At 72.3% G+C, this 20270-nt stretch carries 19 protein-coding genes; 10 read left to right on the top strand and 9 right to left on the bottom strand.

Annotation, left to right across the window (positions count from 1 at the left end):
- The first annotated feature begins 104 nt into the window (after positions 1-104).
- The gene (locus ACIA6T_RS03575) at positions 105-746 is read left to right on the top strand and encodes a hypothetical protein (RefSeq protein WP_399445299.1); all 642 of its coding nucleotides are present in this window, start codon (positions 105-107) and stop codon (positions 744-746) included.
- Between the two features lie 14 nt (positions 747-760).
- On the opposite strand, the gene ACIA6T_RS03570 is transcribed toward ACIA6T_RS03575, so the two are convergent.
- From ACIA6T_RS03570 to ACIA6T_RS03555, 4 genes are all read right to left on the bottom strand, one after another.
- Complete coding sequence (locus ACIA6T_RS03570; RefSeq protein WP_399444901.1) at positions 761-2194, bottom strand: S28 family serine protease; 1434 nt, start codon at positions 2192-2194, stop codon at positions 761-763.
- Between the two features lie 96 nt (positions 2195-2290).
- The gene (locus ACIA6T_RS03565) at positions 2291-2677 is read right to left on the bottom strand and encodes a hypothetical protein (protein WP_399444900.1); all 387 of its coding nucleotides are present in this window, start codon (positions 2675-2677) and stop codon (positions 2291-2293) included.
- Between the two features lie 95 nt (positions 2678-2772).
- A complete protein-coding gene (locus ACIA6T_RS03560) occupies positions 2773-6480 on the bottom strand; it encodes an ABC transporter ATP-binding protein (RefSeq protein WP_399444899.1) in 3708 nt (1235 codons plus the stop codon).
- Positions 6481-6557: 77 nt separating this feature from the next.
- Positions 6558-7526: an esterase-like activity of phytase family protein gene (locus ACIA6T_RS03555; RefSeq protein ID WP_399444898.1), complete on the bottom strand. Its 969-nt coding sequence runs from the start codon at positions 7524-7526 to the stop codon at positions 6558-6560.
- Positions 7527-7669: 143 nt separating this feature from the next.
- Here ACIA6T_RS03555 and ACIA6T_RS03550 point away from each other — a divergent pair, with 143 nt between their 5' ends.
- Positions 7670-8476, top strand: a complete 807-nt coding sequence (locus ACIA6T_RS03550; RefSeq protein WP_399444897.1) for an endonuclease I family protein — start codon at positions 7670-7672, stop codon at positions 8474-8476.
- On the opposite strand, the gene ACIA6T_RS03545 is transcribed toward ACIA6T_RS03550, so the two are convergent.
- Positions 8439-8756 (bottom strand): hypothetical protein, encoded by a 318-nt coding sequence (locus ACIA6T_RS03545; protein WP_399444896.1) that lies wholly within the window; start codon positions 8754-8756, stop codon positions 8439-8441. The two genes, ACIA6T_RS03550 and ACIA6T_RS03545, sit on opposite strands and share 38 nt — an antisense overlap.
- A 17-nt stretch (positions 8757-8773) precedes the next feature.
- Between ACIA6T_RS03545 and ACIA6T_RS03540 the strand changes: the two genes are divergently transcribed.
- The 6 genes from ACIA6T_RS03540 to ACIA6T_RS03515 all read left to right on the top strand — a co-directional run bounded on the left by ACIA6T_RS03540 (position 8774) and on the right by ACIA6T_RS03515 (position 12033).
- Positions 8774-9031 (top strand): hypothetical protein, encoded by a 258-nt coding sequence (locus ACIA6T_RS03540; protein WP_399444895.1) that lies wholly within the window; start codon positions 8774-8776, stop codon positions 9029-9031.
- A gap of 167 nt (positions 9032-9198) precedes the next feature.
- Positions 9199-10053, top strand: coding sequence for a helix-turn-helix domain-containing protein (locus ACIA6T_RS03535; RefSeq protein WP_399444894.1), 855 nt, complete (start codon positions 9199-9201; stop codon positions 10051-10053).
- Positions 9986-10216 (top strand): DUF397 domain-containing protein, encoded by a 231-nt coding sequence (locus ACIA6T_RS03530; RefSeq protein WP_399444893.1) that lies wholly within the window; start codon positions 9986-9988, stop codon positions 10214-10216. The genes ACIA6T_RS03535 and ACIA6T_RS03530 overlap by 68 nt, the downstream gene beginning before the upstream one ends.
- Before the next feature lie 7 nt (positions 10217-10223).
- On the top strand, positions 10224-10430 hold the full coding sequence (locus ACIA6T_RS03525; protein ID WP_399444892.1) for a DUF397 domain-containing protein: 207 nt from the start codon (positions 10224-10226) through the stop codon (positions 10428-10430).
- A gap of 116 nt (positions 10431-10546) precedes the next feature.
- Positions 10547-11158: a TetR/AcrR family transcriptional regulator gene (locus ACIA6T_RS03520; RefSeq protein ID WP_399444891.1), complete on the top strand. Its 612-nt coding sequence runs from the start codon at positions 10547-10549 to the stop codon at positions 11156-11158.
- A gap of 518 nt (positions 11159-11676) precedes the next feature.
- Positions 11677-12033 (top strand): peptidase inhibitor family I36 protein, encoded by a 357-nt coding sequence (locus ACIA6T_RS03515; protein WP_344563490.1) that lies wholly within the window; start codon positions 11677-11679, stop codon positions 12031-12033.
- A gap of 101 nt (positions 12034-12134) precedes the next feature.
- On the opposite strand, the gene ACIA6T_RS03510 is transcribed toward ACIA6T_RS03515, so the two are convergent.
- Genes ACIA6T_RS03510 through speB form a run of 4 tightly spaced genes read right to left on the bottom strand, consistent with a single transcriptional unit; the run spans position 12135 to position 17513 of the window.
- Entirely contained in the window at positions 12135-14387 is a 2253-nt protein-coding gene (locus ACIA6T_RS03510) for a tetratricopeptide repeat protein (protein ID WP_399444890.1), read from the bottom strand.
- Positions 14384-14803: a hypothetical protein gene (locus tag ACIA6T_RS03505; RefSeq protein ID WP_399444889.1), complete on the bottom strand. Its 420-nt coding sequence runs from the start codon at positions 14801-14803 to the stop codon at positions 14384-14386. Before ACIA6T_RS03505 ends, ACIA6T_RS03510 begins: the two co-directional genes overlap by 4 nt.
- A 59-nt stretch (positions 14804-14862) precedes the next feature.
- Entirely contained in the window at positions 14863-16548 is a 1686-nt protein-coding gene (locus ACIA6T_RS03500) for a thiamine pyrophosphate-binding protein (RefSeq protein WP_399444888.1), read from the bottom strand.
- Entirely contained in the window at positions 16545-17513 is a 969-nt protein-coding gene (speB, locus tag ACIA6T_RS03495) for an agmatinase (protein WP_399444887.1), read from the bottom strand. Before speB ends, ACIA6T_RS03500 begins: the two co-directional genes overlap by 4 nt.
- Positions 17514-17665: 152 nt before the next feature.
- Here speB and ACIA6T_RS03490 point away from each other — a divergent pair, with 152 nt between their 5' ends.
- A complete protein-coding gene (locus ACIA6T_RS03490; RefSeq protein ID WP_399444886.1) occupies positions 17666-19309 on the top strand; it encodes a helix-turn-helix domain-containing protein in 1644 nt (547 codons plus the stop codon).
- 119 nt (positions 19310-19428) lie between these two features.
- Positions 19429-20220 carry a phosphatase gene (locus ACIA6T_RS03485; protein ID WP_399444885.1) on the top strand — a complete coding sequence of 264 codons (792 nt, stop codon included), beginning with the start codon at positions 19429-19431 and terminating at the stop codon, positions 20218-20220.
- Positions 20221-20270 lie beyond the last annotated feature (50 nt).

Here is a 20270-nt window from a genome sequence, read left to right as displayed (position 1 = left end):
TCACCCACCCGACGCGTCTTCCCCGATGTGGTGAAAGCTCACCACATGTCTGGCGTGGCCCGACGGACCGGGTCACGCTGGACGGGGGTGTGCGGGGGATGACGATGCACGTGCGAAGCGGGTGGGGGACGCGCGCCGCGTTCGCGGCGGCGGTCGCGGTGCTGCTCACCGGGTGCCAGAGCGCGCCGGGCGGTGCCGAGAAGGAGGGCGGACCGGTCGAGCGGCGCACGGTGTCGCCGACGCCGGTCCGGCAGTCCGGGTACGGGGCGGTGTTCCTCGCCGTCGACGAGTGCAGCTCCTTCGGCCGGACCAGTTTCACCGAGGTGTCCTGCGGGAGCGAACGGGCGGCGGCCCGGGTCGTCGCCCGCCACGACGGGACCGCGCGCGACGGGCCGCGCTGCCCGGCCACCACCGACTTCGTGCTGCACATCAGCGAGCAGCGCCCCTCCTTCGACGAGGACGGCGACGGCGCGGTGCCGCGCGGCTACGCCTGTATGCGTCACCTCCAGCCGCCGCACCCCGGCGATCCGGGCGGCGGGGGCGGGCCGCGCACCATCGTCGGCGACTGCGTCTACGACCTGGGCGACGGCAAGGTCCGCGAGACGGCGTGCGACGGCAGCGAGGAGCGGGAACCGGAGTTCAAGGTGGTGAGGGCCGTGGACGACCGGTCCGAATGCCCGGCGTCCACGGCCCTCTACGTGCGGCTCGGCGGCACGTCACCGGTGGGCTGCGCCCGCCCGGTGTAGTCCCGCCGCGCGCCCTACGGGCGCAGCGTCCGCTCCTGCTCGACGTCCCGCTTGTCCAGCTTGGCGTCGAACTTCGCCAGCGGCTTCGCCGCCGCCGGGTTCTCCCGCACCGTGCTCGGCGTGACGTCCGCCCAGTCCAGGATGCGGGCCGTGGCCAGCGCCTTCTCCTCGGCGACCAGACCGGCCACGTTCGCACCGTGGTTCATGCCGGGCGCGGTGAGGACGTACGCGTCACGCGCGCCGTGCCCGAGACGGAACCGCTCGGCGCCCCACGGGTCGTTCTCGCCGTACACGAACAGCATGTGGTTCGCGTTGTGGCGGACCCAGGAGTCGACGTCCCGCATGGCCCACGGCTCGAACCTCATGTCGATCGAGCGGGGCACGAAGTTGCGCGGCGGCTGGTAGCCGTAGCGGACGTACTTCTTCTCGATGTGCGGGAAGTCGATGGTCGGCGCGCCGAGCTGCGTACCGGCCTGGTAGTAGTACGGCGTGTACGGGCTCAGGCCCTGGTCCGTGTAGAACGAGAACCCGGAGATCGTGTCGATCGACGTCCAGATCTCGTCGTCGGTGGCGTTCTTCGCGTCCGCCGGGATGTCCGCGCAGTCGGCGAGGGTGCTGTACTGCCAGAAGCCCCACACGTAGTCGAGGACGACGGCCTCGTACGCCCGGTCCAGGCTGCCGATGGTGTCGAAGGTGTAGCCGTTCTCGGCGGCGACCGCCTCGTACCTCTTCTCCAGCGGGGCCCGGCGCACCAGCGCCTCGCGCTGCACGGCGTTCAGCCGGTCGCGGCACTCCTTGGTGCCGACGGTGCGGAAGAAGCGGTCGTAGGCCGAGTCCTCCTTGTTCACCACGTCGTTGGGGGCGACGTAGGCGACCACGCCGTCCATGTCACGCGGGTAGAAGCGCTCGTAGTAGGTGGCGGTCATGCCGCCCTTGGAGCCGCCGGTGGAGATCCAGTTCTCGGCGTAGATCCCCTTCAGCGCCTTGAAGACGCGGTGCTGGTCGCTGGCGGCCTGCCAGATGTCCAGCTTCGACCAGTCGGCCGGCTCGGGCCGGGACGGGGTGAAGAAGCGGTACTCCATGGAGACCTGGTTGCCGTCCACGATCTGGGTCGGCTCGGCACGGCGGGGCGTCGTGGAGACGCTGTAGCCGCCCGTGTAGAAGACGGTCGGCCGCGCGGTGTCCTTGTGCAGCACGGTGATCCGCTGCTCGAACGTGCCCTTGGAGGGCCTGCGGTGGTCGACCGGCTGCGTGTAGTCGAGGACGAAGAAGCGGTACCCGGTGTACGGCTTCTCCTCGATCAGGCTCATGCCCGGAACGGAGAGCAGCCTCTCCTTGATGTCAGTGGTGCCGGTGGCCTCCGGCTCGGCGGCGGTGGCCGCCCCGGCCGTACTCAGTGTGCCTATGAGCACCGTGAGCGCCAGCAGCCATCTGAGCGCCTTGCGCATGCGCACTCCCCTGTGAGACAGATGTGCGCCGGAAGCTACTGGACCAACTCCCCGCAGCACCAGGGGACATAGGGATAACCCTCGGCCGACGAAGGGTCAGCACAGGATCCAGCCGGAGCTGACGGACCCCCCGCCGACCCTGCCCTTCACCCACACGCAGCGGCGGCCGGCGTGCACGGTCACCGGCCCGGCGTGGTGCTTGAAGTCGCCCTCGTCGACGACCGGGCGGCCTCCGCGCGCCCGCACGCTCACCGACATCTTCCGTTTGGTGCCGGGCTTCTTGGCGAGGGTGACGGCGCAGACGTAGCCGCCCCGCTTGTAGACGACGACCGAGCCGGTGGAGAACGGCAGCGTGCGCACCTTGCGCCCGGCACAGTAGGAGGCGGCGTGCGCGTCCTCCGGCGCGGCGACGGCGAGCAGCCCCGAGGTGATCAGCACCGCAAGGACCGGCGCGAGTCGCCGGCGTATCGCTCCACTGCCCACAGTCGTCCTCCCGTACCGCGCCTGCCGCGTCAGGCGGCGTACGCGTGTACGGACGCATGACGTACGCCGGATGGTTGCGCCCGGGGCACCGCCCCTCACGCCGGCGCCGGTACGTCCTCCCCGACGAACGTCCGCCACAGCGCGGCGTACTTGCCGCCCCGCCGCAGCAGTTCGTCGTGCGTGCCGTCCTCCGCGACCCGGCCGTGGTCCATCACGATCACCCGGTCGGCGCGGGCGGCGGTGGTGAGGCGGTGGGCGACGACCAGCGTCGTACGGCGTCCCGCCAGGCGGTCGGTCGCCTGGTTGACCTGCGCCTCGGTGGCCAGGTCCAGCGCGGCCGTCGCCTCGTCGAGCAGCAGCACGTCCGGGTCGACGAGTTCGGCACGGGCCAGCGCGATGAGCTGGCGCTGTCCGGCGGAGAGGTTGCGGCCGCGTTCGGCGACCTCGTGGAGGTAGCCGCCGTCCAGCGTGGCGATCATCTCGTGCGCGCCGACCGCGCGGGCCGCCGCCTCCACCTCGGCGTCGGTGGCGTCCGGGCGGCCGTAGGCGATGGCGTCGCGGACGGTGCCGGGGAAGAGGTACGCCTCCTGCGGTACGACCCCGAGCCGGTGCCGGTACGCGGTGATGTCCAGGTCCTTCAGGTCCGTGCCGTCGACGGTGACCCGCCCGCCGGTGGGGTCGTAGAACCGGGCGACCAGTTTGACCAGCGTGGACTTTCCGGCGCCGGTCTCGCCGACGAAGGCGACGGTCTGTCCGGCGGGGACGGTGAGGTCGATGCCGTCGAGCGCCTCCTCGCCGTCCCCGTAGGCGAAGTGCACGTCCTCGAAGGCGATCTCCCCGCGCAGGGACGGCACGTCGAGCGGCTTCGCGGCGGTCCCCGTGGAGGCCGGCTCCCGCAGCAGCTCCTGGATGCGGCCCAGCGAGACGGACGCCTGCTGGTAGCCGTCGAAGACCTGGGAGAGCTGCTGCACCGGCGCGAAGAACAGGTCGATGTAGAGCAGGTACGCGACCAGCGAGCCGATCGCCAGCGTCCCGTCGTCGACCCGGCCCCCGCCCACGACCAGCACGGCCGCGGCCGCGATCGAGGACAGGAACTGGACGAACGGGAAGTACACCGAGATCAGCCACTGGCCCCGTATCCGCGCCTCGCGGTAGTCGGCGCTGCGCCCGGCGAAGCGGCGTCCGCCGTCCCGCTCGCGGCGGAACGCCTGCACGATCCGCAGTCCCGCCACCGACTCCTGCAGATCGGCGTTGACCACCGACACCCGCTCCCGCGCCAGCTCGTACGCCTTCACGCTGGCCCGGCGGAAGAAGTACGTGCCGACGATCAGCGGGGGCAGGGTGGCGAAGACGACGAGGGCGAGCCCGATGTCGAGGACCAGCAGGGCGGCCATGATGCCGAAGAAGGTGACCACCGAGACGAACGCCGTGACCAGGCCCGTCTGCAGGAACGTCGACAGCGCGTCGACGTCCGTCGTCATCCGGGTCATGATCCGGCCGGTCAGCTCGCGCTCGTAGTAGTCCAGGCCGAGCCGCTGGAGCTGGGCGAAGATCTTCAGCCGCAGCGCGTAGAGCACGCGTTCGCCGGTGCGTCCGGTCATCCGGATCTCGCCGACCTGCGCCGCCCACTGCGCGGCCACGGCGAGCAGGCCCAGCAGGGCGGCCGCCCAGACCGCGCCGAGGGCGGCCCGGGTGACGCCCTGGTCGATGCCGTGCCGGATCAGCACCGGCAGCAGCAGGCCCATCCCGGCGTCCGCGGCGACCAGGCCGAGGCTGATCAGGAGGGGGGTGCGGAAGCCGCGCAGGAGACGGCGCAGGCCGTAGGAGTCCTCGGGCCGGACGGCCCGGTCCTCGTCGACGTCGGGGACGTCGTCCGCCGGGGGCAGCGCCTCGACCTGGGCGAGGAGTTCCGGGGTGGCCGGGGTGCCGGCCAGCGCGGTGTCCTTGGGTTCGCGGTCGCCGGTCCACAGCCGGGGCGTGACCCCGCGCTCGGCGTCGAACTCGGCGTCCAGCTCCGCGCGGACCGAGGTGTCCTCCTCCCGCGGCCCGGCGGGCGGGGTGTGGCCCGGGGAGACGGCGCCCAGCTCGTCGGGGTCGGTGAGCAGCCTGCGGTAGAGGGCGGAGCGCCGTTGCAGCTCGTCGTGGGTGCCGATGTCGGCGAGCCGGCCGCCGTCGAGGACGGCGATGCGGTCGGCGAGGTTGAGGGTGGAGCGGCGGTGGGCTATCAGCAGCGTCGTACGGCCCCGCATGACCCCCTTCAGCGCCTCGTGGATCTCGTGCTCGACGCGGGCGTCCACGGCGGAGGTCGCGTCGTCCAGGACCAGCAGGCGCGGGTCGGTGAGGATCGCGCGGGCCAGGGCGACGCGCTGGCGCTGGCCGCCGGAGAGGGTCAGTCCGTGCTCGCCGACGGTGGTGTCGTAGCCGTCGGGCAGCTCGTCGATGAACCGGTCGGCCTGGGCGGCGCGGGCGGCGGCGGTGATCTGCTCGTCGGTGGCGTCCGGGCGGCCGTACGCGATGTTGTTGCGCACGGTGTCGGAGAAGAGGAAGGAGTCCTCGGGGACCAGCCCGATCGCGGCCCGCAGGGACTCGGTGGTCAGCTCGCGCACGTCGTGGCCGCCGACGAGCACGGCGCCGTGGGTGACGTCGTAGAAGCGCGGCAGGAGCAGGGAGACGGTGGACTTGCCGGAGCCGGAGGCGCCGACGACGGCGAGGGTCTCCCCGGGGCGGATCTCGAAGGAGAGGCCGTCCAGGACCGGCCGGCCGGGGTCGTAGCCGAAGGAGACGTCGTCGAACTCGACGGTCGCCGGGGCGTCGGCGGGCAGTTCCCTGGTGCCGTCGGTCAGGGACGGCTCGGTGTCGATCAGCTCCAGGACGCGTTCGGTGCCGGCGCGGGCCTGCTGGCCGACGGTGAGCACCATGGCGAGCATCCGGACCGGGCCGACGAGCTGGGCGAGGTAGGTGGAGAAGGCGACGAACGTGCCGAGCGTGATGTGCCCGCGTACGGCGAGCCAGCCGCCGAGGGCCAGCATCGCCACCTGGCCGAGGGCGGGGACGGACTGGAGGGCCGGGGTGTACCGGGAGTTCAGCCGGATGGTGCGCAGCCGCCCGGCGTACAGCCGCCGTCCGACCTCGCGCAGCTTGCCGGTCTCCTGCTCCTCCTGTCCGAAGCCCTTCACCACGCGTACGCCGCTGACCGCGCCGTCGACCACCCCGGCGACGGCTCCCGCCTGCGCCTGCGCGTACCAGGTGGAGGGGTGCAGCCGGGTGCGGCTGCGCCTGGCGATCCACCACAGGGCGGGGGCGACGGCGAGGGCGACGGCGGTGAGCGGCAGCGACAGCCACGCCATGATCACGAGGGAGATCAGGAACAGCAGGAGGTTGCCGATGGTCATCGGCAGCATGAAGAGCAGGCTCTGGATGAGCTGGAGGTCGCTGGTGGCGCGTCCGACGACCTGCCCGGTGGACAGCTCGTCCTGGCGTCTGCCGTCGAGCCGGGTGATCGTCCCGTACATCTCGGTCCGCAGGTCGTGCTGGACGTCGAGGGCGAGCCGGCCGCCGTAGTAGCGGCGGATGTAGGTGAGGACGTAGACGGCGAGCGCGGCGCCGATCAGGACGCCCGCCCAGGTGGTCATGGACTTGGTCTTGTCTCCGATGACGTCGTCGATGATCACCTTGGTGATCAGCGGGACCAGCGCCATGACGGCCATGCCGCCGAGGGAGGAGCCCAGCGCGAGGACGACGTCCTTCGGATGACGCCACGCGTATCCGGCCAGTCGCCGTGCCCATCCCCGTTGCGGTGTCACGCGGGTGCCCTCCGATCGTCCTGATCTACCGGAAGGCACCAACGCGGCCGGCGGCGGATTTCATCCCTCCGCGATGTTCAGAGGCGTACGCGCAGAGCGTAGAGGCGGGTGGTCTGGTTCTCGTTCTGGTTGTCGTCGCTGACCAGGAGGAGGTTCAGGCGGCCCTTGGACCGGCCGGTGACGGTCATGCCCTCGATGTTGTCGAGGAGGGGGTTGACCTGGGGCTGCTTGGCGGTGGCGCCGAGGGAGGGGCAGTCGGCGAGGTCGGCGAGCAGGGTCTTGTCGTACGCGGTGCCGTGCCGGTCGGCCAGGTAGAGCCGGACGGTGTTGCCGACGCCGGAGGTGAAGCCGCGCTCCAGGACGAGCAGGCGGCCGTCGGGGGTGGCGGTGACCTCGGAGACGCCGTGGCCCGGGTCGGTCCGGTAGGTGTACTGCGCGCCGGGCCGGAAGTCACCGTGGGCGGTGCGCCGCCAGCTCTGGAGACGGACCCGGTCGCCGGGGTCGCCGGTGAGGGGGTACTCCATCGAGGCGATCAGGGTGCGTCCGCCGGGGAGGAGGGTCAGCCCTTCGAAGGTGCCGTTGGCGCGGGCGCGCGTACGGAGTTCCTCGGGTACGGGGAGCCGGTCGAGGATCTTCCCGTCACGGGAGTAGCGGCGCACGGTGGGCTCGGTCTCGGAGGAGACGAGATAGGTCCCGTCCCGGTCGACGACCAGCCCTTCCGCGTCGAGCGCGGCCCCGTTCTCGTCGGCGAGCGGCGTCACGCCCTCGGGCCGCAGGGTCCGCGCGTCCAGCCGGAACAGGGCGGACCGGTCGGAGAGCGCGGCGACCGTGCGGTGACGGTCCGGGGCGAGGGCGGAGAGGTTGCCCACGTAGGCACCGTCGTACGTCGTCTTGTCGAGCGCGTCGGAGAAGCGGTCGACGGAGACGGACGGGGAGCAGGCGTGGGGCGTCCCGTTCGGCTGGGCGCCGGCCGGCCCGGCGGCGGTCAGGCAGGTCGCGGCGGCGAGGGCCGCGGTGGCGGTGGCGAGAAGGGTTCTCAGGCGCATGCCGCCACCGTAGGGCGGCCGGGTGACGGCCGGTCACCGTTTACCGACACACGACCGACACCTCTTCTTCACCCTCCTGTACGCATGTCCATGTCACGCTTCCCCTCGGCCGCTCAATCAACCCGCGTAGATCGGACGCCCCCATGCCCGTGACACCCATACGCCGCCGCTGGAAGACCCTCGCCCTGGCCACCTCGGCCGTCCTGGTCGGCCTCGCCGTCCCCGCGCTGAACGCCCCCTCCGCCGGCGCCGCGACCACCGCGTACGACGACACGTACTACGCCGCCGCGATCGGCAAGTCCGGCACCGCGCTGAAGGACTCCCTGAACGCGATCATCAGCGACCAGACGAAGATCTCGTACTCGGCGGTCTGGAACGCCCTGAAGGTCACCGACCAGGACCCGAACAACAGCAACAACGTGATCCTGCTGTACTCGGGCATCTCCCGCAGCAAGTCCCTCAACGGCGGTGACACGGGCGACTGGAACCGCGAGCACGTGTGGGCCAAGTCCCACGGTGACTTCGGCACCGCCACCGGCCCCGGCACCGACCTGCACCACCTGCGCCCCGAGGACGTCCAGGTCAACTCGATCCGCGGCAACAAGGACTTCGACAACGGCGGCAGCTCGTTCACCAACAGCGGCGGCAGCCTGACCGACTCGAACTCCTTCGAGCCGCGCGACGCGGTCAAGGGCGACGTGGCCCGCATGATCCTCTACATGGCGGTCCGCTACGAGGGCACCGACGGCTGGCCGGACCTGGAGCCCAACGACTCCGTCACCAACGGCAGCAACCCGTACCACGGCCGCCTCTCGGTCCTGAAGCAGTGGCACCAGGAGGACCCGCCGAGCGCGTTCGAGGAGAACCGCAACGAGGTCATCTACGACTCCTACCAGCACAACCGCAACCCGTTCATCGACCACCCGGAGTGGGTCGAGTCGATCTGGTAGCCACCAGGCGGGCGCCCCGGCTCTCGGTGATCCGACACACGTCGGTCAGCGACTCGCGCATGCACGCGAGCAGGAACCGGAGCTGGTCCGAGGTCGCGCGGCGGTCGCCGAGCAGGTCCGCCGCGTGGCCGAGGAGGTCGTCGGCCATGGCGAGTTGCAGTTGTTCGACGGTGTCGGCGCGACGGGAGAGGTAGCCGGTTCCGTCCGTGAGGAGGTAACCGGGCTTGCCCTCCGCCCCCGTCCAGGGGAGCAGCCGCGCGTGGTCGTTCCCACCGCCCATGCCGTCACCTCCACTCGGTGGACGACGCGCGGCCCGATGTCGATCCCGTGGACGGCGAACCACAGCGCGCGACGTCGGACCCGTTGCCGCCGGGCTTCCTCCTTGCGTTCGTGTGCGACGAGGTAGGGGCGGACCAGGACGTTCTCCTCACCTCGGAGCGGAGACGCCCCCAGCCGGCGGTCGGTCGGCGCCTCGGCGCGCGGAACGTGGGCCCGCCGGCCCGGCAGGACCGCGACATGGCGGTGTCGCCCACGGCCGGGGAGCAGAAGCCGTAGCAGCGGTTCGAAGAAGCGGGCGGTGCGGTTGCTCATGTCATGGACCCTCTGATCGCGCTCGACGCATTCACCCTGTGTGGCGATGCACTCGCAGAGTGAGACGGGCGGGGCTAGGCTCGCCAGGGAGGAGCTGGTGACAGAGCTTTTGTCACAAGGGGGTTGGCGGATTGGGCAGCATCTACGGCGACTGGCTCAAGGCACAGCGCGAGGCGGGGGGCCTCACTCAGCGGCAGTTGGCCGACCGGGCGATCATGACGTGTTCACACATCGCCCACATCGAGGCGGGTCGCCGGGTGCCGTCGAAGGAGGACGCGCGCCGGTTGGACGAGGCGCTGAACACGGGAAACGTCCTGAGCAGTTTCCTGCCGGAGCAGGACGTCGCCGTCGCGGACCACTTCGAGACGGCGCGGCAGCTCGAACAGCAGGCGGTGATGATCCGCGAGTTCGCTCTGTCGTACGTGTCGGGCATCCTCCAGACGGAGAGCTACGCACGAGCGGTTCTCGGCCTGTCGTTCCCTCCGGCGAGCGACAAAGAGCGTGACAGACGCGTTGTCCCACGCCTCGAGCGGGCGAAGATCCTCGACGATCCGGTGACGCCGGTGGTATGGGCGCTGCTGGACGAGGCAGTACTCCGCCGCCAGATCGGCGGGCCGGACATCATGGCGGAGCAGCTCCACCACCTCGTACGCCTCGCCGAGAGCGGCCGGATCCAGGTGCACGTGATGCCGTTCGCGTTGGGCGCCCACCCACTCCTCAGCAACATGCTCACGCTGATGTGGTTCGAGGATCAGCCGCCGATGGCTTACGGCGAAGGGCCGCGCATGGGCAAGATTCATGATGCCCCGGCCGTGGTCCTGGATCTGCAGCATCGCTACGATTTCGCGCTGGGCAATCCACTGCCGCTCAAGGAATCACTGGCTCTGCTCAGAGCGACGGCAAGGGGCTACGAAGGCCATGACCGACCGAACCATCCCGAACACGGCCGCACTGAAGGGCTGGCGGAAGTCATCACACGGCAATGACCAAGGCGGCAGTTGCCTGGAGGTCCTTGACGGCTATGCCTCGGGCGTGCCCGTTCGGGACTCCAAGGTGCCGGACGGCCCGGCTGTGATCTTCCAGGTGTCCGGCTGGTCGTCCTTCATCACCGCGATCAAGAGCAGCAGGTCGCCGTCTGCGAAGGAGTAGCGACACGATGCCAGAGCACCTCCTCTCGAACACTGCCGTTCTCAGCGGCTGGCGTAAGTCGTCGTACAGCGGTCCCGAAGCGGGAAGTTGCCTGGAAATCCTCGATGGCCACCGTGTCGGTGTGCCGGTTCGGGACTCCAAGGTGGTGGGCGGGCCTGTCGTGGTCTTCTCTGCGACTGGCTGGGCGTCGTTCATCGCAACCCTCAGGGACTGACCACCTCTCCCGAAAAGCGTGAGCACACCAGCCTTCACTGTTCGCCCATCGCTCATACGAGTGGCCAAGTGACATCCACCCGCCCTGTGCTCACACTTTTCAGCAAAGTGCTCACCATGAGCTCCCGATCCGCCTTCGGCCACAACCCCCACAGCACAGGGCACGTGATCAGCACCGCCCGCGCCCTCATGCGCGCCGACGGCCTGGACGTGTCCTTGGCCGCCATCGCCCGCGATGGCGGAATCACGCGCAACTTCCTCTACTCCAACTGGAAGTCGGTCTCGGCGCTTCATCTGCACGCGCTGAAGGCCGAACTGGCGGAGGCGTTCGACACGGCCGCGTGGGCCCGTCCGAGCGACGGCACCGTACGGGGCATTGCCGAGCACCTCACCGAGGTCGTGCGGGTCGTTCGCCGTCACCCGACCACGGCCGCCGTCGCGCGCTCCTCCCCGGAAGCGTTCCGGGCGGCCCACTCCGCAACGGAGGCGCCGCTGATGCAGGTCGCCACGGAGCGCATCAGTGACCTGTTGCACCCCCTCTGCCCGCACGGCGGTGTCTGGGGCGACCCCGCGCTGGCCTCCAGGCCCTGGAAGATCCTCTGGGCCGCCCGCCCCGCCGCCCTCTGTCCCGAAGCCGTCGGCGACCGAACCCGGGAGGACACACTCGACAACGCCTTCGCCGAGCTGCTCCGCGACCTGCTCGCCCCCTGGACCACTGGCACACAGTGAGGCCCGGTACGGCCTCCCGACGGTCAGGGATCGAAGGCTCGGACTCACACCACGGCCCGCCTGTGCCCGGCCGACACCGACGGAACCGCGCAGAACAGCCGACATCAGCGGAACCACGCAGAGCAGGCGACACCGACGGACCACGCAGAACAGCCGACACCGACGGACCACGCAAAGCAGCCGACATCAGCGGAGCCACGCAGGACAGCCGACACCGACGAAGCCACCCAGAACGGCCGATGCGGCGGGGCCGCGCAGGACGGTCGTGGGTGAGCCGTCCCCACCCGACGGCTCAGGAGGGTGGATCCGGTGGCGCCGGGCCCCGGACCCGCACGCCCCGCGCGTGCGGCGCCCGCCGCCCGGCGGGAGGCACCCTCGCCGAGCCTCCGGTTCGCTCCATCAGGTGGTGTGGACGGCGGACCGGGCCGATTGCCCCCGCCCCGCCGTAACCCTGGAATCGCCCCGGCACGTCCGCCGGGGCGATTCCATGCCTCCACGACGCCTTACTGGAGAGTGCCGTGAAGACTCGTTCCTGGTCCCTCGCCGCTGCCCTCGCCCTGACCGCCCTCCTGCTGCCGGCCCACGCCGCGTCCGCCGCCCCGGCCGCGCCCCCGTCGTGCCCCGACGGGTCGGTCTGCTTCTGGAGCGACGAGGGCTTCGACGGCGACTACTGGGAGTGGACCGCGCGCAGCGGCTACCGCGACATGCCGCCCCGCCTCCACGACCACGTCGGCTCGTTCGTCGCCGGCACCCGGGCCTGCTTCGTGAACTGGCAGCCCGTCGAGAAGCGGGACGTCTTCAACGGCGACTGGCGCTCCCGCTACCTCGGCGACTTCGGCGGACGCATCGACGGGGTCGGTCCGGGCGGCTGCTGACCCACCGGACTCACTCCAGGAGCGCCGCCCTCGCGAGGCCAGCGCTCCTGGGGCCGGGATCGTACGGACTTCCGGGCCCCGAACGCCTCGGGATGCCGCGGTCAGCGGGTACGGCTCCGTCGCTCCGTTCCTCGGGGACCCGCGGGCTGCTCCGCCCGGACCTCGGCGTACCAGGCGCGGGCCGCGGCGGTCTCGGGGTGGTCCTCGCCCAGGATCGCGGCCCGCTGCTCGGCCACCTCGCGCGCGCTGTCGGCGGCCTGCTCCCGTTTGCCCTGCGCGTGCTGGGCGCGGCTGAGCTGGATGAGCACCCCGAGGACCAGCGGGTGGTCGTCCCCGTACCCGGCCCGCTGTCCGGCGAGCACCCGGCGGAAGAGGTCCTCGGCCTCGGCGCCCCGGCCGGAGCGCAGGAGTCCCCGCGCCAGTGCGTCACGCGCCCACACGGTCACCAGGTGGTCGGGGCCGAGACGGCGTTCGCAGTCCCCCGCCAGTTCCTCGGCCGCCGCCGTGTAGTGGTCGAAATCGTCCTGTGAGAGGCGGAGTTCCAGCATCTCGCAGCGGGTCTTGAGGGTGGCGACGTGGTCCTCGCCGAGCGCGTGGCGGCGACCGTCCAGGACTGTTTCCAGCAGCGTACGGGCTTGGGTCAGGTCGCCCAGGCGGTGCAGCACCCGCTGCAGTTCGTAGGCCGCGTCCAGGGTGCGCGCGTCATGAGGGCCGAGCGTGCGCAGCGCGTCCCGGTGGACCGGCCGCAGGAGGTCGGCGGCCTCGGCGTACCGGCCGAGTCTGAACAGGACGGGCCCCTGGCCCGACCGGGCCTCGATGGTCGCCGGGTGCTCGTCCCCCAGGTGCTCCGCGGCGGTCTTCGCGGCGGTGGAGGCCAGGGCCAGCGCGGCGGTCCAGTCCCCCGCCTCGTACACCAGCCGCGCGACGCGCGCCGCGATCCGTACGGATTCCGCCGTCACCAGGCCGTGGCGGTGGGAACGGTGCAGCAGGCCGGTCGCGTGCGGTGCCAGGAGCCGCACCTGGGAGCGGGCCCGCTGTGACGCGGCGCCCTCCTGCGGCAGTGCCGCCCGCAGCAGCCGGCCCGCCGCTCCCGCCAGGAGTTCGCGCTCCGCGTCGGGCACGCCCGCGGCGACACTGTCCAGCAGGACCCCGTGGGCCTTCACACAGCGGTGCCCGTCCGTCTCGACCAGATCGATCAGCGAGTGGTCGAGGAGCGCGCGCAGGGCCGGTTCGACCCGGTCGGCGGTCAGCGGCGGATCGAGGCGATCGAGCTCGTCGACCCCGCCCTGTGCCGCCGGCATCAGCAGCGACAGCGTCACGGGGTCCGCCGCCCAGAAGGACAGCAGCCGCAGCAGGGCCGTCGCCTCCGGCAGGCCGCCTTCCGCCAGGCTGTCCAGCGAGAGCTGCCATGTGCGGCCCACGAGGTGACGGGAGTGTCCGCCGCCGGTCACCGGCGCCCCCCGGTCGACCAGGGCCGTCGACTCCTCGGTCAGTTTCCGGTCGTACTCGTCCATGGACCACGACTCCAGCAGCTGGTGGGCCAGATGGGCCCCGGCCAGGGTCAGTGCCAGGGGCAGGCAGCCCAGACGCCGGGCGACCTTCCGCGCGGACTCCCGCGTACCCGCGTCCGGGGCCAGATCACGCAGGACCAGGGTCGCGTCCTCCAGGGGAAGCACACCGAGCCGGTGACTGCTCGCTCCCGGAGTGTGCCACAGCGGGGAGGTCGCGTGGCGGGTGGTCACCAGCACCGTCCCCGAGGGGCTCGGGCGCAACCAGGCGCCTTCCTCCAGGATGGCGGGGTCGTCGGCGTTGTCGAGGACCAGCAGCCAGGGCTGTGCCGAGTGGTCCAGGTGGTGCCAGACCAGGTCGGCCGCGGCGCGCTGGCCGCCGGCCGCTGCGGCCAGTTCGCCGGCGGCGGCACCGCGGTCACCGGCGACGGCGAGCATGCCGGCGCGCAGGGACACCCGTTCGGAGGCGTTGACCCACAGGCCGACGCGGCCGTGGTCCCGTACGGCCTCGGTGAACAGGGCCTGGGCGACGGCCGTCTTGCCGCAGCCGCCCATTCCGTGCAGGACCTGGATGCCGCCGCCAGGACCGGCCACGGCGGCCCGTAGGCGCTCCATGAGGTCGGTACGGTCCCGCAGGACGCCGGGCGTACGACCGACCAGGGGCATGCGGACGGAGTCGGGAGCGGTTCCCCGGGGTTCGGCCGGGCCCGTCCACGGATGTCCGAACAGCGGGGCCGAGCCCGGGGCGTAGTGGTGGACGTGTTCCTCGATGTGCTGGTCGCCACCGGTCTGGTAAATCCGGGCGCTGCCCGAGGCGCGGCCCTCCATCGGCCTCGGCAGGCTCATCGTTCGGTGATGTGCTGGTCGCGCCCGGCCTGGTAGATCCGGGCGCTGCCCGACGCGCGGGCCTGCAAGTGGATGTGCCGCGTCTCCGGCTCCTCCGGCATCGACGGGGCCAACTCGTCCAGGAGGGTGCGCAGTTCGTCGGCGACATCCGGTCGGGCGAGAAGCAGGCGTCGTACGCGGCCCTGCCATTCGGCGGTCAGCTCGGCCTCGGATTCGGCGTCGCCGGCCTGGCGCGCGAGAAGCAGTTCCTCACGGCCCGCCTCCAGTTCCTCACCGACGCTCTCGGCTCTGGCGGGCTGGAAACGGCGCCACAGGGCGACCATGCCGTCCCTCGCCGATTCCCAGGCGTTCGTGACCATCAACGTGACGACGGTCGTGCCCGCCGTCCCTGCCAGTGCTGCGATCTCCGGATCCACGGTCCCCCCTACGGCCGGCTCCCGATCCTAGGGCCCCGAGCCGCTCGCGGCACAAGGATTCACTCCCCGTGCGTCGGCGCGAACATCCGCAGCACGGCGGGGAGTACGACCACCGACGGGCCCGGTGTCGTCAGGGCCTTTACGAGGTCCTGTTCCAGGGTTTCGGGGCTGGTCCGCACGCCGGGTACGCCGAAGGACTCCGCCAGGGCCACGAAGTCGGGGCGGGTCAGTTCCGTCGCCGTGGGTTCACCGAAGGCGTCGGTCATGTACTCGCGGAGGATGCCGTAGCCGCCGTCGTCGACGATCAGCCAGGTGACGTCGAGGTCGTGCTGGCGGGCGGTGGCCAGTTCGGCGACGGAGTACAGGGCGCCGCCGTCGCCGGAGACCGCGAGGACCGGGCGGGTGGGGTCGGCGACCGCCGCGCCCAGGGCGGCCGGGAAGCCGTAGCCGAGGCCGCCGGCGCCCTGCGCGGAGTGCAGGTGGTTGGGGCCCATGGCGTCGAAGGCGGACCAGGCCCAGTACGTCAGGATCGTCATGTCCCAGAAGGACGGCGAGCCGGTGGGCAGGGCACGGCGGACCGCCGTCAGCACCTGCTGTTCCAGGGCGAGTTCCTGGGAGGCGAGACGCTCGCGGACATGGTCCAGCACTCCCCGTACGCGCTCGGGCGCGGTCGCGTCCTCGCGGGCCTCCACCGTCTCCAGCAGGGCCTGGAGGGCGAGGCGGGCGTCGGCGTGGATGCCGAGGCCCGGGTGGTTGGACTCCAGTTTGCCGAGGTCGGCCTCGATCTGGACGACCCGGCCGCGCGGCTCGAACGTGTGGTGGTTCGAGGAGAGTTCGCCGAGACCCGAGCCGACGACCAGCAGGACGTCGGCGTCCTCCAGGAAGTCGGTGGTGTGACGGTCCTCCAGCCAGGACTGCAGCGACAGCGGGTGCGTCCAGGGGAAGGCGCCCTTGCCGCCGGGGGTGGTGACGACGGGGGCCTGGACGCGCTCGGCGAGCTGCCTCAGCTTGCCGGAGGCGTCGGAGCGGACCACTCCCCCGCCCGCGATGATCGCGGGGCGGTCGGCGTTCGCCAGCAGGTGGGCGGCGAGCGCGGTCAGTTCGGGGCGCGGGGGAAGCTCGTCCGGGGTGGCGTCCATCGCCGTCACCACCGGCAGGGCGGTCTCGGCGAGCAGGACGTCCTGCGGGATCTCCACCCACACGGGGCCGTGCGGGACGGTCAGCGCCGACTTCCAGGCCTCCGCGATCGCCGACGGGATCTGGGACGCCGTACGCACCGTGTGGACGGACTTGACGACCCCCCGGAACGAGGCCGCCTGGTCGGGGAGTTCGTGCAGGTGGCCGTGGCGGCCACCGCCCAGCCCGGCCGTCGGGACCTGGCCGCAGATCGCCAGCACCGGCGCCGAGGCCGCCGCCGCCTCCTGGAGCGCGGCCAGCGAGGTGAGGGCTCCCGGGCCGGTCGACAGCAGCAGCGGGGCGGCCTCGCCGGTGATCCGGCCGTACGCGTCCGCCGCGAAACCGGCGTTGTTCTCCACGCGCAGGCCGATGTAGCGCAGGTCGGAGCGGCGCAGGGCGTCGAACACGCCGAGGGCGTGCTGGCCGGGCAGGCCGAAGACGGTGGTCGCGCCGAGCCCGGCCAGGGTCTCCACGACCAGGTCTCCGCCGTTGCGGCCGGGGGGAGGATTCAGCGCGGCCTCCGTCTGGGCGGCGGTCGGGCGGAGTACCAGGTCGTGGTCGTGGGTCACTGCGCGCGGGCCTCCGCAATCCGACGGGACATGATCGTGGTCAGCTCGTACGCCGTGTGGGACGCGGCGACCGAGGTGATCTCGGCGTGATCGTACGCGGGGGCCACCTCGACGACGTCCGCCGAGACCAGGTCGCAGGAGGCCAGTCCGCGCAGGATCTCCAGGAGCTCGCGGGAGGTCATGCCGCCGGCCTCGGGGGTGCCGGTGCCGGGGGCGTGCGCCGGGTCCAGGCAGTCGATGTCGATGGAGATGTACAGCGGGCGGTCGCCGATGCGCTGGCGGAGCTGGTCGGCGACCTCGTCGGCGCCCCGGCGGTAGACGTCCGCGGAGGTGACGATGCCGAAGCCCATCTTCTCGTCGTCGGTGAGGTCCTGCTTGCCGTAGAGCGGGCCGCGGGTGCCGACGTGGGAGAGGGCGGAGGTGTCGAGGACGCCCTCCTCCACCGCGCGGCGGAACGGGGTGCCGTGGGTGTACTCGGCACCGAAGTAGGTGTCCCAGGTGTCGAGGTGGGCGTCGAAGTGGAGCAGGGCCACGGGGCCGTGCTTCCTGGCGACGGAGCGGAGCAGCGGCAGGGCGATGGTGTGGTCGCCGCCCAGGGTCATCAGGCGGGCGCCGGTGCCGAGGAGGTCGTCGGCGGCGGCCTCGACCGTCTCCACGGCCTCGTTGATGTTGAAGGGGTTCACCGCGATGTCGCCGCCGTCCGCGACCTGGGCGAGGGCGAAGGGGGAGGCGTCCTGCGCGGGGTTGTAGGGGCGCAGCAGCCGGGACGCCTCACGGATGGCGTTGCCGCCGAAGCGGGCGCCCGGCCGGTAGGAGACGCCCGAGTCGAACGGCACGCCCACCACGGCGACGTCGGCGCGGCCGACCTCGTCCAGACGGGGCAGCCGGGCGAAGGTCGCGGGACCGGCGTACCGGGGGACGCGGGAGGAGTCGACGGGGCCGCGGGGCGTCTCGTTGCTGCTCATGGGACTGCCTTCTTTCCTGCTCTTCGCCTTGGCTCATGCGTCCGCCCGCACCCGCGGGCTGCCGGTCTGTCCCGACCATAGAGCGGCGGAAAGCACCTGCGAAGTGTACGTTTCATCCATTCCCGCCGCACGGAATGGAGGAAGTGTCCAGCATGTCGGACCCCATGGTTCCCCCCACGCCCCCCGTGCGTCTGGACGCACTCCTGGCACGCGAGGACCTCGGACTGCGCCGGGTCGCCGGGCCCGACGACCCCGGCACCGTCGTGCACTGGGCGCACGCCTCGGAGATGGCGGACCCGTACCCGTACCTGCTGGGCGGGGAGCTGCTGCTGTCGGCGGGGGTGCACATCCCGGAGGGGGCGGGCGCGGGGTACTTCGACGCGTACGTCTCCCGGATCGTGGCGGCGGGCGGGGCGGCGCTCGGGTTCGGCGTGGCACCGGTGCACGAGGCGGTGCCGGGGGAACTGGCGGAGGCGTGCGAGATGCACGGGCTGCCGCTGCTGGAGGTGCCGCCGCGGACCACGTTCTCGGGGGTGGCGCGGGCGGTCTGGCAGCTCATGGCGCAGGCCCGGCTGGCGGAGCTGCGCCGGGTCACGGAGGCCCAGCAGAGCCTCGCCACCGCGGCGTCCCGCCCGGACCCGGTCCGCCCGGTCCTCCGCCAACTGGCCCAACGGATCGGAGGCTGGGCCGCCCTGTACACCCCGGACACCGCGGAACTGGCCACCGCGGGAACCACCCCACCCCCGGAGACAAGACAGACCTTGACCGACCTGGCCAAGGTGGTGAGTCCCCCCGACGCACCTGCGGGCAGCCGCACCACCCCGGCCACCGGCAGCCGCACCACCCCGGCCGCGGGCAGTCGTGCCGCTGGGGCGATGGGGGTCCCCCCGCTCGAGCGGAGTCGAGAGTGGGGGAGGGTGGGCGCGGCGGCACCCGGCGAACGCCGGCAAGTGACACCCGCACCCGGCGAGCACCGACAAGCGGCGTCCACCCCCACCACCGCCAGCGACACGGTCAACGGCACCCACCTCGCCACCTACGCCCTCGGCACCGGATACGTACTCGGCGTGGCCTCGCCACAACGCGACCCGGGCAACCACGGCATCGCCTCCGTCGCAGCCGTCCTGCTCACCCTCCTCACCGCCCGGCAACAGAGCGGCACCACCGCGGCCCGCTCCTCCGCACTCGTACGGCTCCTGCTGGGCAGCCCACCCCAGGACGTGGCCCCACTCCTCGGCGGAGAACGGTGGCAAGTGGTCCACGCCCGGCCGGACGGCCACACCGCACCGGACCCCCTGGCCACCTCCGCGCTCGGCACGGCGCTCGGCTCATCCCTGGTCGACCCGGCCGGCGAGGTCGTACGCGTCCTGGTGCCCGCCGACCGCCCCGTGGAGCCGCTTCCCGGCTGGACCCTCGGCGTCAGCACCGCCGCCGCCCCGCCCGACTGGCCGGACGCCGACACCCGGGCCGCCCGCGCCCTGGCCCGGGCCCGCGCCACCCGCGCCCCGCTGCTCCGGCACGGCGACCGCCCCGCCCTCGCCGACCTCGTCCCGCCGCACGACGCGGACGCCCACGCCCGGTCGCTGCTCGCGCCGATAGCGGCCGCTCCCGCCCTCACGGACACCCTGCGCACCTGGCTCTCCCTGCACGGCAGCTGGGACCGTACGGCGGTGGCGCTGTCCGTGCACCGCAACACCGTGCGGCAGCGCATCGCGCGGTGCGCGGCGCTGCTGGAGGCGGACCTGGACGACCCGGACGTACGGATGGAGCTGTGGTTCGCGCTGCGCCGCACGTGAGCCGTGCGGGCGGTACCGGGCAACTGAGTAGCCGTACGGAGTCGGTTGAGTACGTGACGCACGTCCCAGCGCGCGATACGCCAGGGACGCCCACAGGCCGCTGCCCCAGAATGGGGAGCATGCCGATACCCGGGACACCCAGCCGCGCCGAACTCCTCGCTCACCTCGTCGCCACGCGCATCGCGGGCGATGTCGCCACGCCGCGCGAGAACAACCTCTCCCACTACCGCAAACTGGCGAACGGCGACCGTCACTTCTGGCTCGGCCTGGAGCTCGGCGACCGCTGGACCGACGAGCAGGACGTGCTGGCGGTGATGGCGGAGCGGGTCGGCGTCAACGACGACCCCGAGCACCGGTACGGGCAGGACACCATCGACCCGGAGCTGACCGTGGCCGGGCTGGAGCGCATGGCCGGGCGGCTGCGCAAGGCGGCGGACGGGCAGCAGCGGGTGCTGTTCGCGACCGGTCATCCGGGCGGGCTGCTGGACGTGCACCGTGCGACGGCCGCCGCGCTGCGGGCCGTCGGCTGCGAGATCGTGGTCATCCCGGACGGGCTGACGACGGACGAGGGTTATGTGATGCAGTTCGCGGACGTGGCGGTGCTGGAGCACGGCGCCACGCTGTGGCACACCCATTCCGGTGAGCCGATGAAGGCCATCCTGACCGCCCTGGAGCGCGAGGGCCGCCCGCTGCCGGACCTGGTCGTCGCCGACCACGGCTGGGCGGGTGCCGCGGGGCAGTACGGCGTGGACAGCGTCGGCTACGCCGACTGCAACGACCCGGCCCTGTTCGTCGCCGAGTCCGAGGGCACCGTCCAGGTCACGGTCCCCCTCGACGACCACGTCACCAGCCCCCGCCACTACGACCCGATGACGGCGTACCTGCTGGCGGAGGCCGGTCTGGCGCAGTGAGACGCCCCGTCGGCCGGGCGCGGGGGACACGCCCGGCCGACGGGGCGGCC

The organism is Streptomyces sp. NPDC051740 (assembly GCF_044453165.1).
In the GTDB taxonomy this organism is placed as follows: Bacteria; Actinomycetota; Actinomycetes; order Streptomycetales; family Streptomycetaceae; genus Streptomyces; species Streptomyces atrovirens.
The sequence above is the reverse complement of the archived record's forward strand: the minus strand, read 5'-3'. Positions and strand labels throughout refer to the sequence as shown.

Excerpts from the sequence above, each read along its gene's own strand:
- ACIA6T_RS03485 (WP_399444885.1), top strand. The coding sequence starts at position 19,429 with ATGCCGATACCCGGGACACCCAGCCGCGCCGAACTCCTCGCTCACCTC.
- ACIA6T_RS03555 (WP_399444898.1), bottom strand. The coding sequence starts at position 7,526 with ATGCGCCTGAGAACCCTTCTCGCCACCGCCACCGCGGCCCTCGCCGCC.
- ACIA6T_RS03525 (WP_399444892.1), top strand. The coding sequence starts at position 10,224 with ATGCCAGAGCACCTCCTCTCGAACACTGCCGTTCTCAGCGGCTGGCGT.
- ACIA6T_RS03545 (WP_399444896.1), bottom strand. The coding sequence starts at position 8,756 with ATGGGCGGTGGGAACGACCACGCGCGGCTGCTCCCCTGGACGGGGGCG.
- ACIA6T_RS03490 (WP_399444886.1), top strand. The coding sequence starts at position 17,666 with ATGTCGGACCCCATGGTTCCCCCCACGCCCCCCGTGCGTCTGGACGCA.
- ACIA6T_RS03520 (WP_399444891.1), top strand. The coding sequence starts at position 10,547 with ATGAGCTCCCGATCCGCCTTCGGCCACAACCCCCACAGCACAGGGCAC.
- ACIA6T_RS03550 (WP_399444897.1), top strand. The coding sequence starts at position 7,670 with ATGCCCGTGACACCCATACGCCGCCGCTGGAAGACCCTCGCCCTGGCC.
- ACIA6T_RS03510 (WP_399444890.1), bottom strand. The coding sequence starts at position 14,387 with ATGAGCCTGCCGAGGCCGATGGAGGGCCGCGCCTCGGGCAGCGCCCGG.
- ACIA6T_RS03575 (WP_399445299.1), top strand. The coding sequence starts at position 105 with ATGCACGTGCGAAGCGGGTGGGGGACGCGCGCCGCGTTCGCGGCGGCG.
- ACIA6T_RS03570 (WP_399444901.1), bottom strand. The coding sequence starts at position 2,194 with ATGCGCAAGGCGCTCAGATGGCTGCTGGCGCTCACGGTGCTCATAGGC.
- speB (WP_399444887.1), bottom strand. The coding sequence starts at position 17,513 with ATGAGCAGCAACGAGACGCCCCGCGGCCCCGTCGACTCCTCCCGCGTC.
- ACIA6T_RS03530 (WP_399444893.1), top strand. The coding sequence starts at position 9,986 with ATGACCGACCGAACCATCCCGAACACGGCCGCACTGAAGGGCTGGCGG.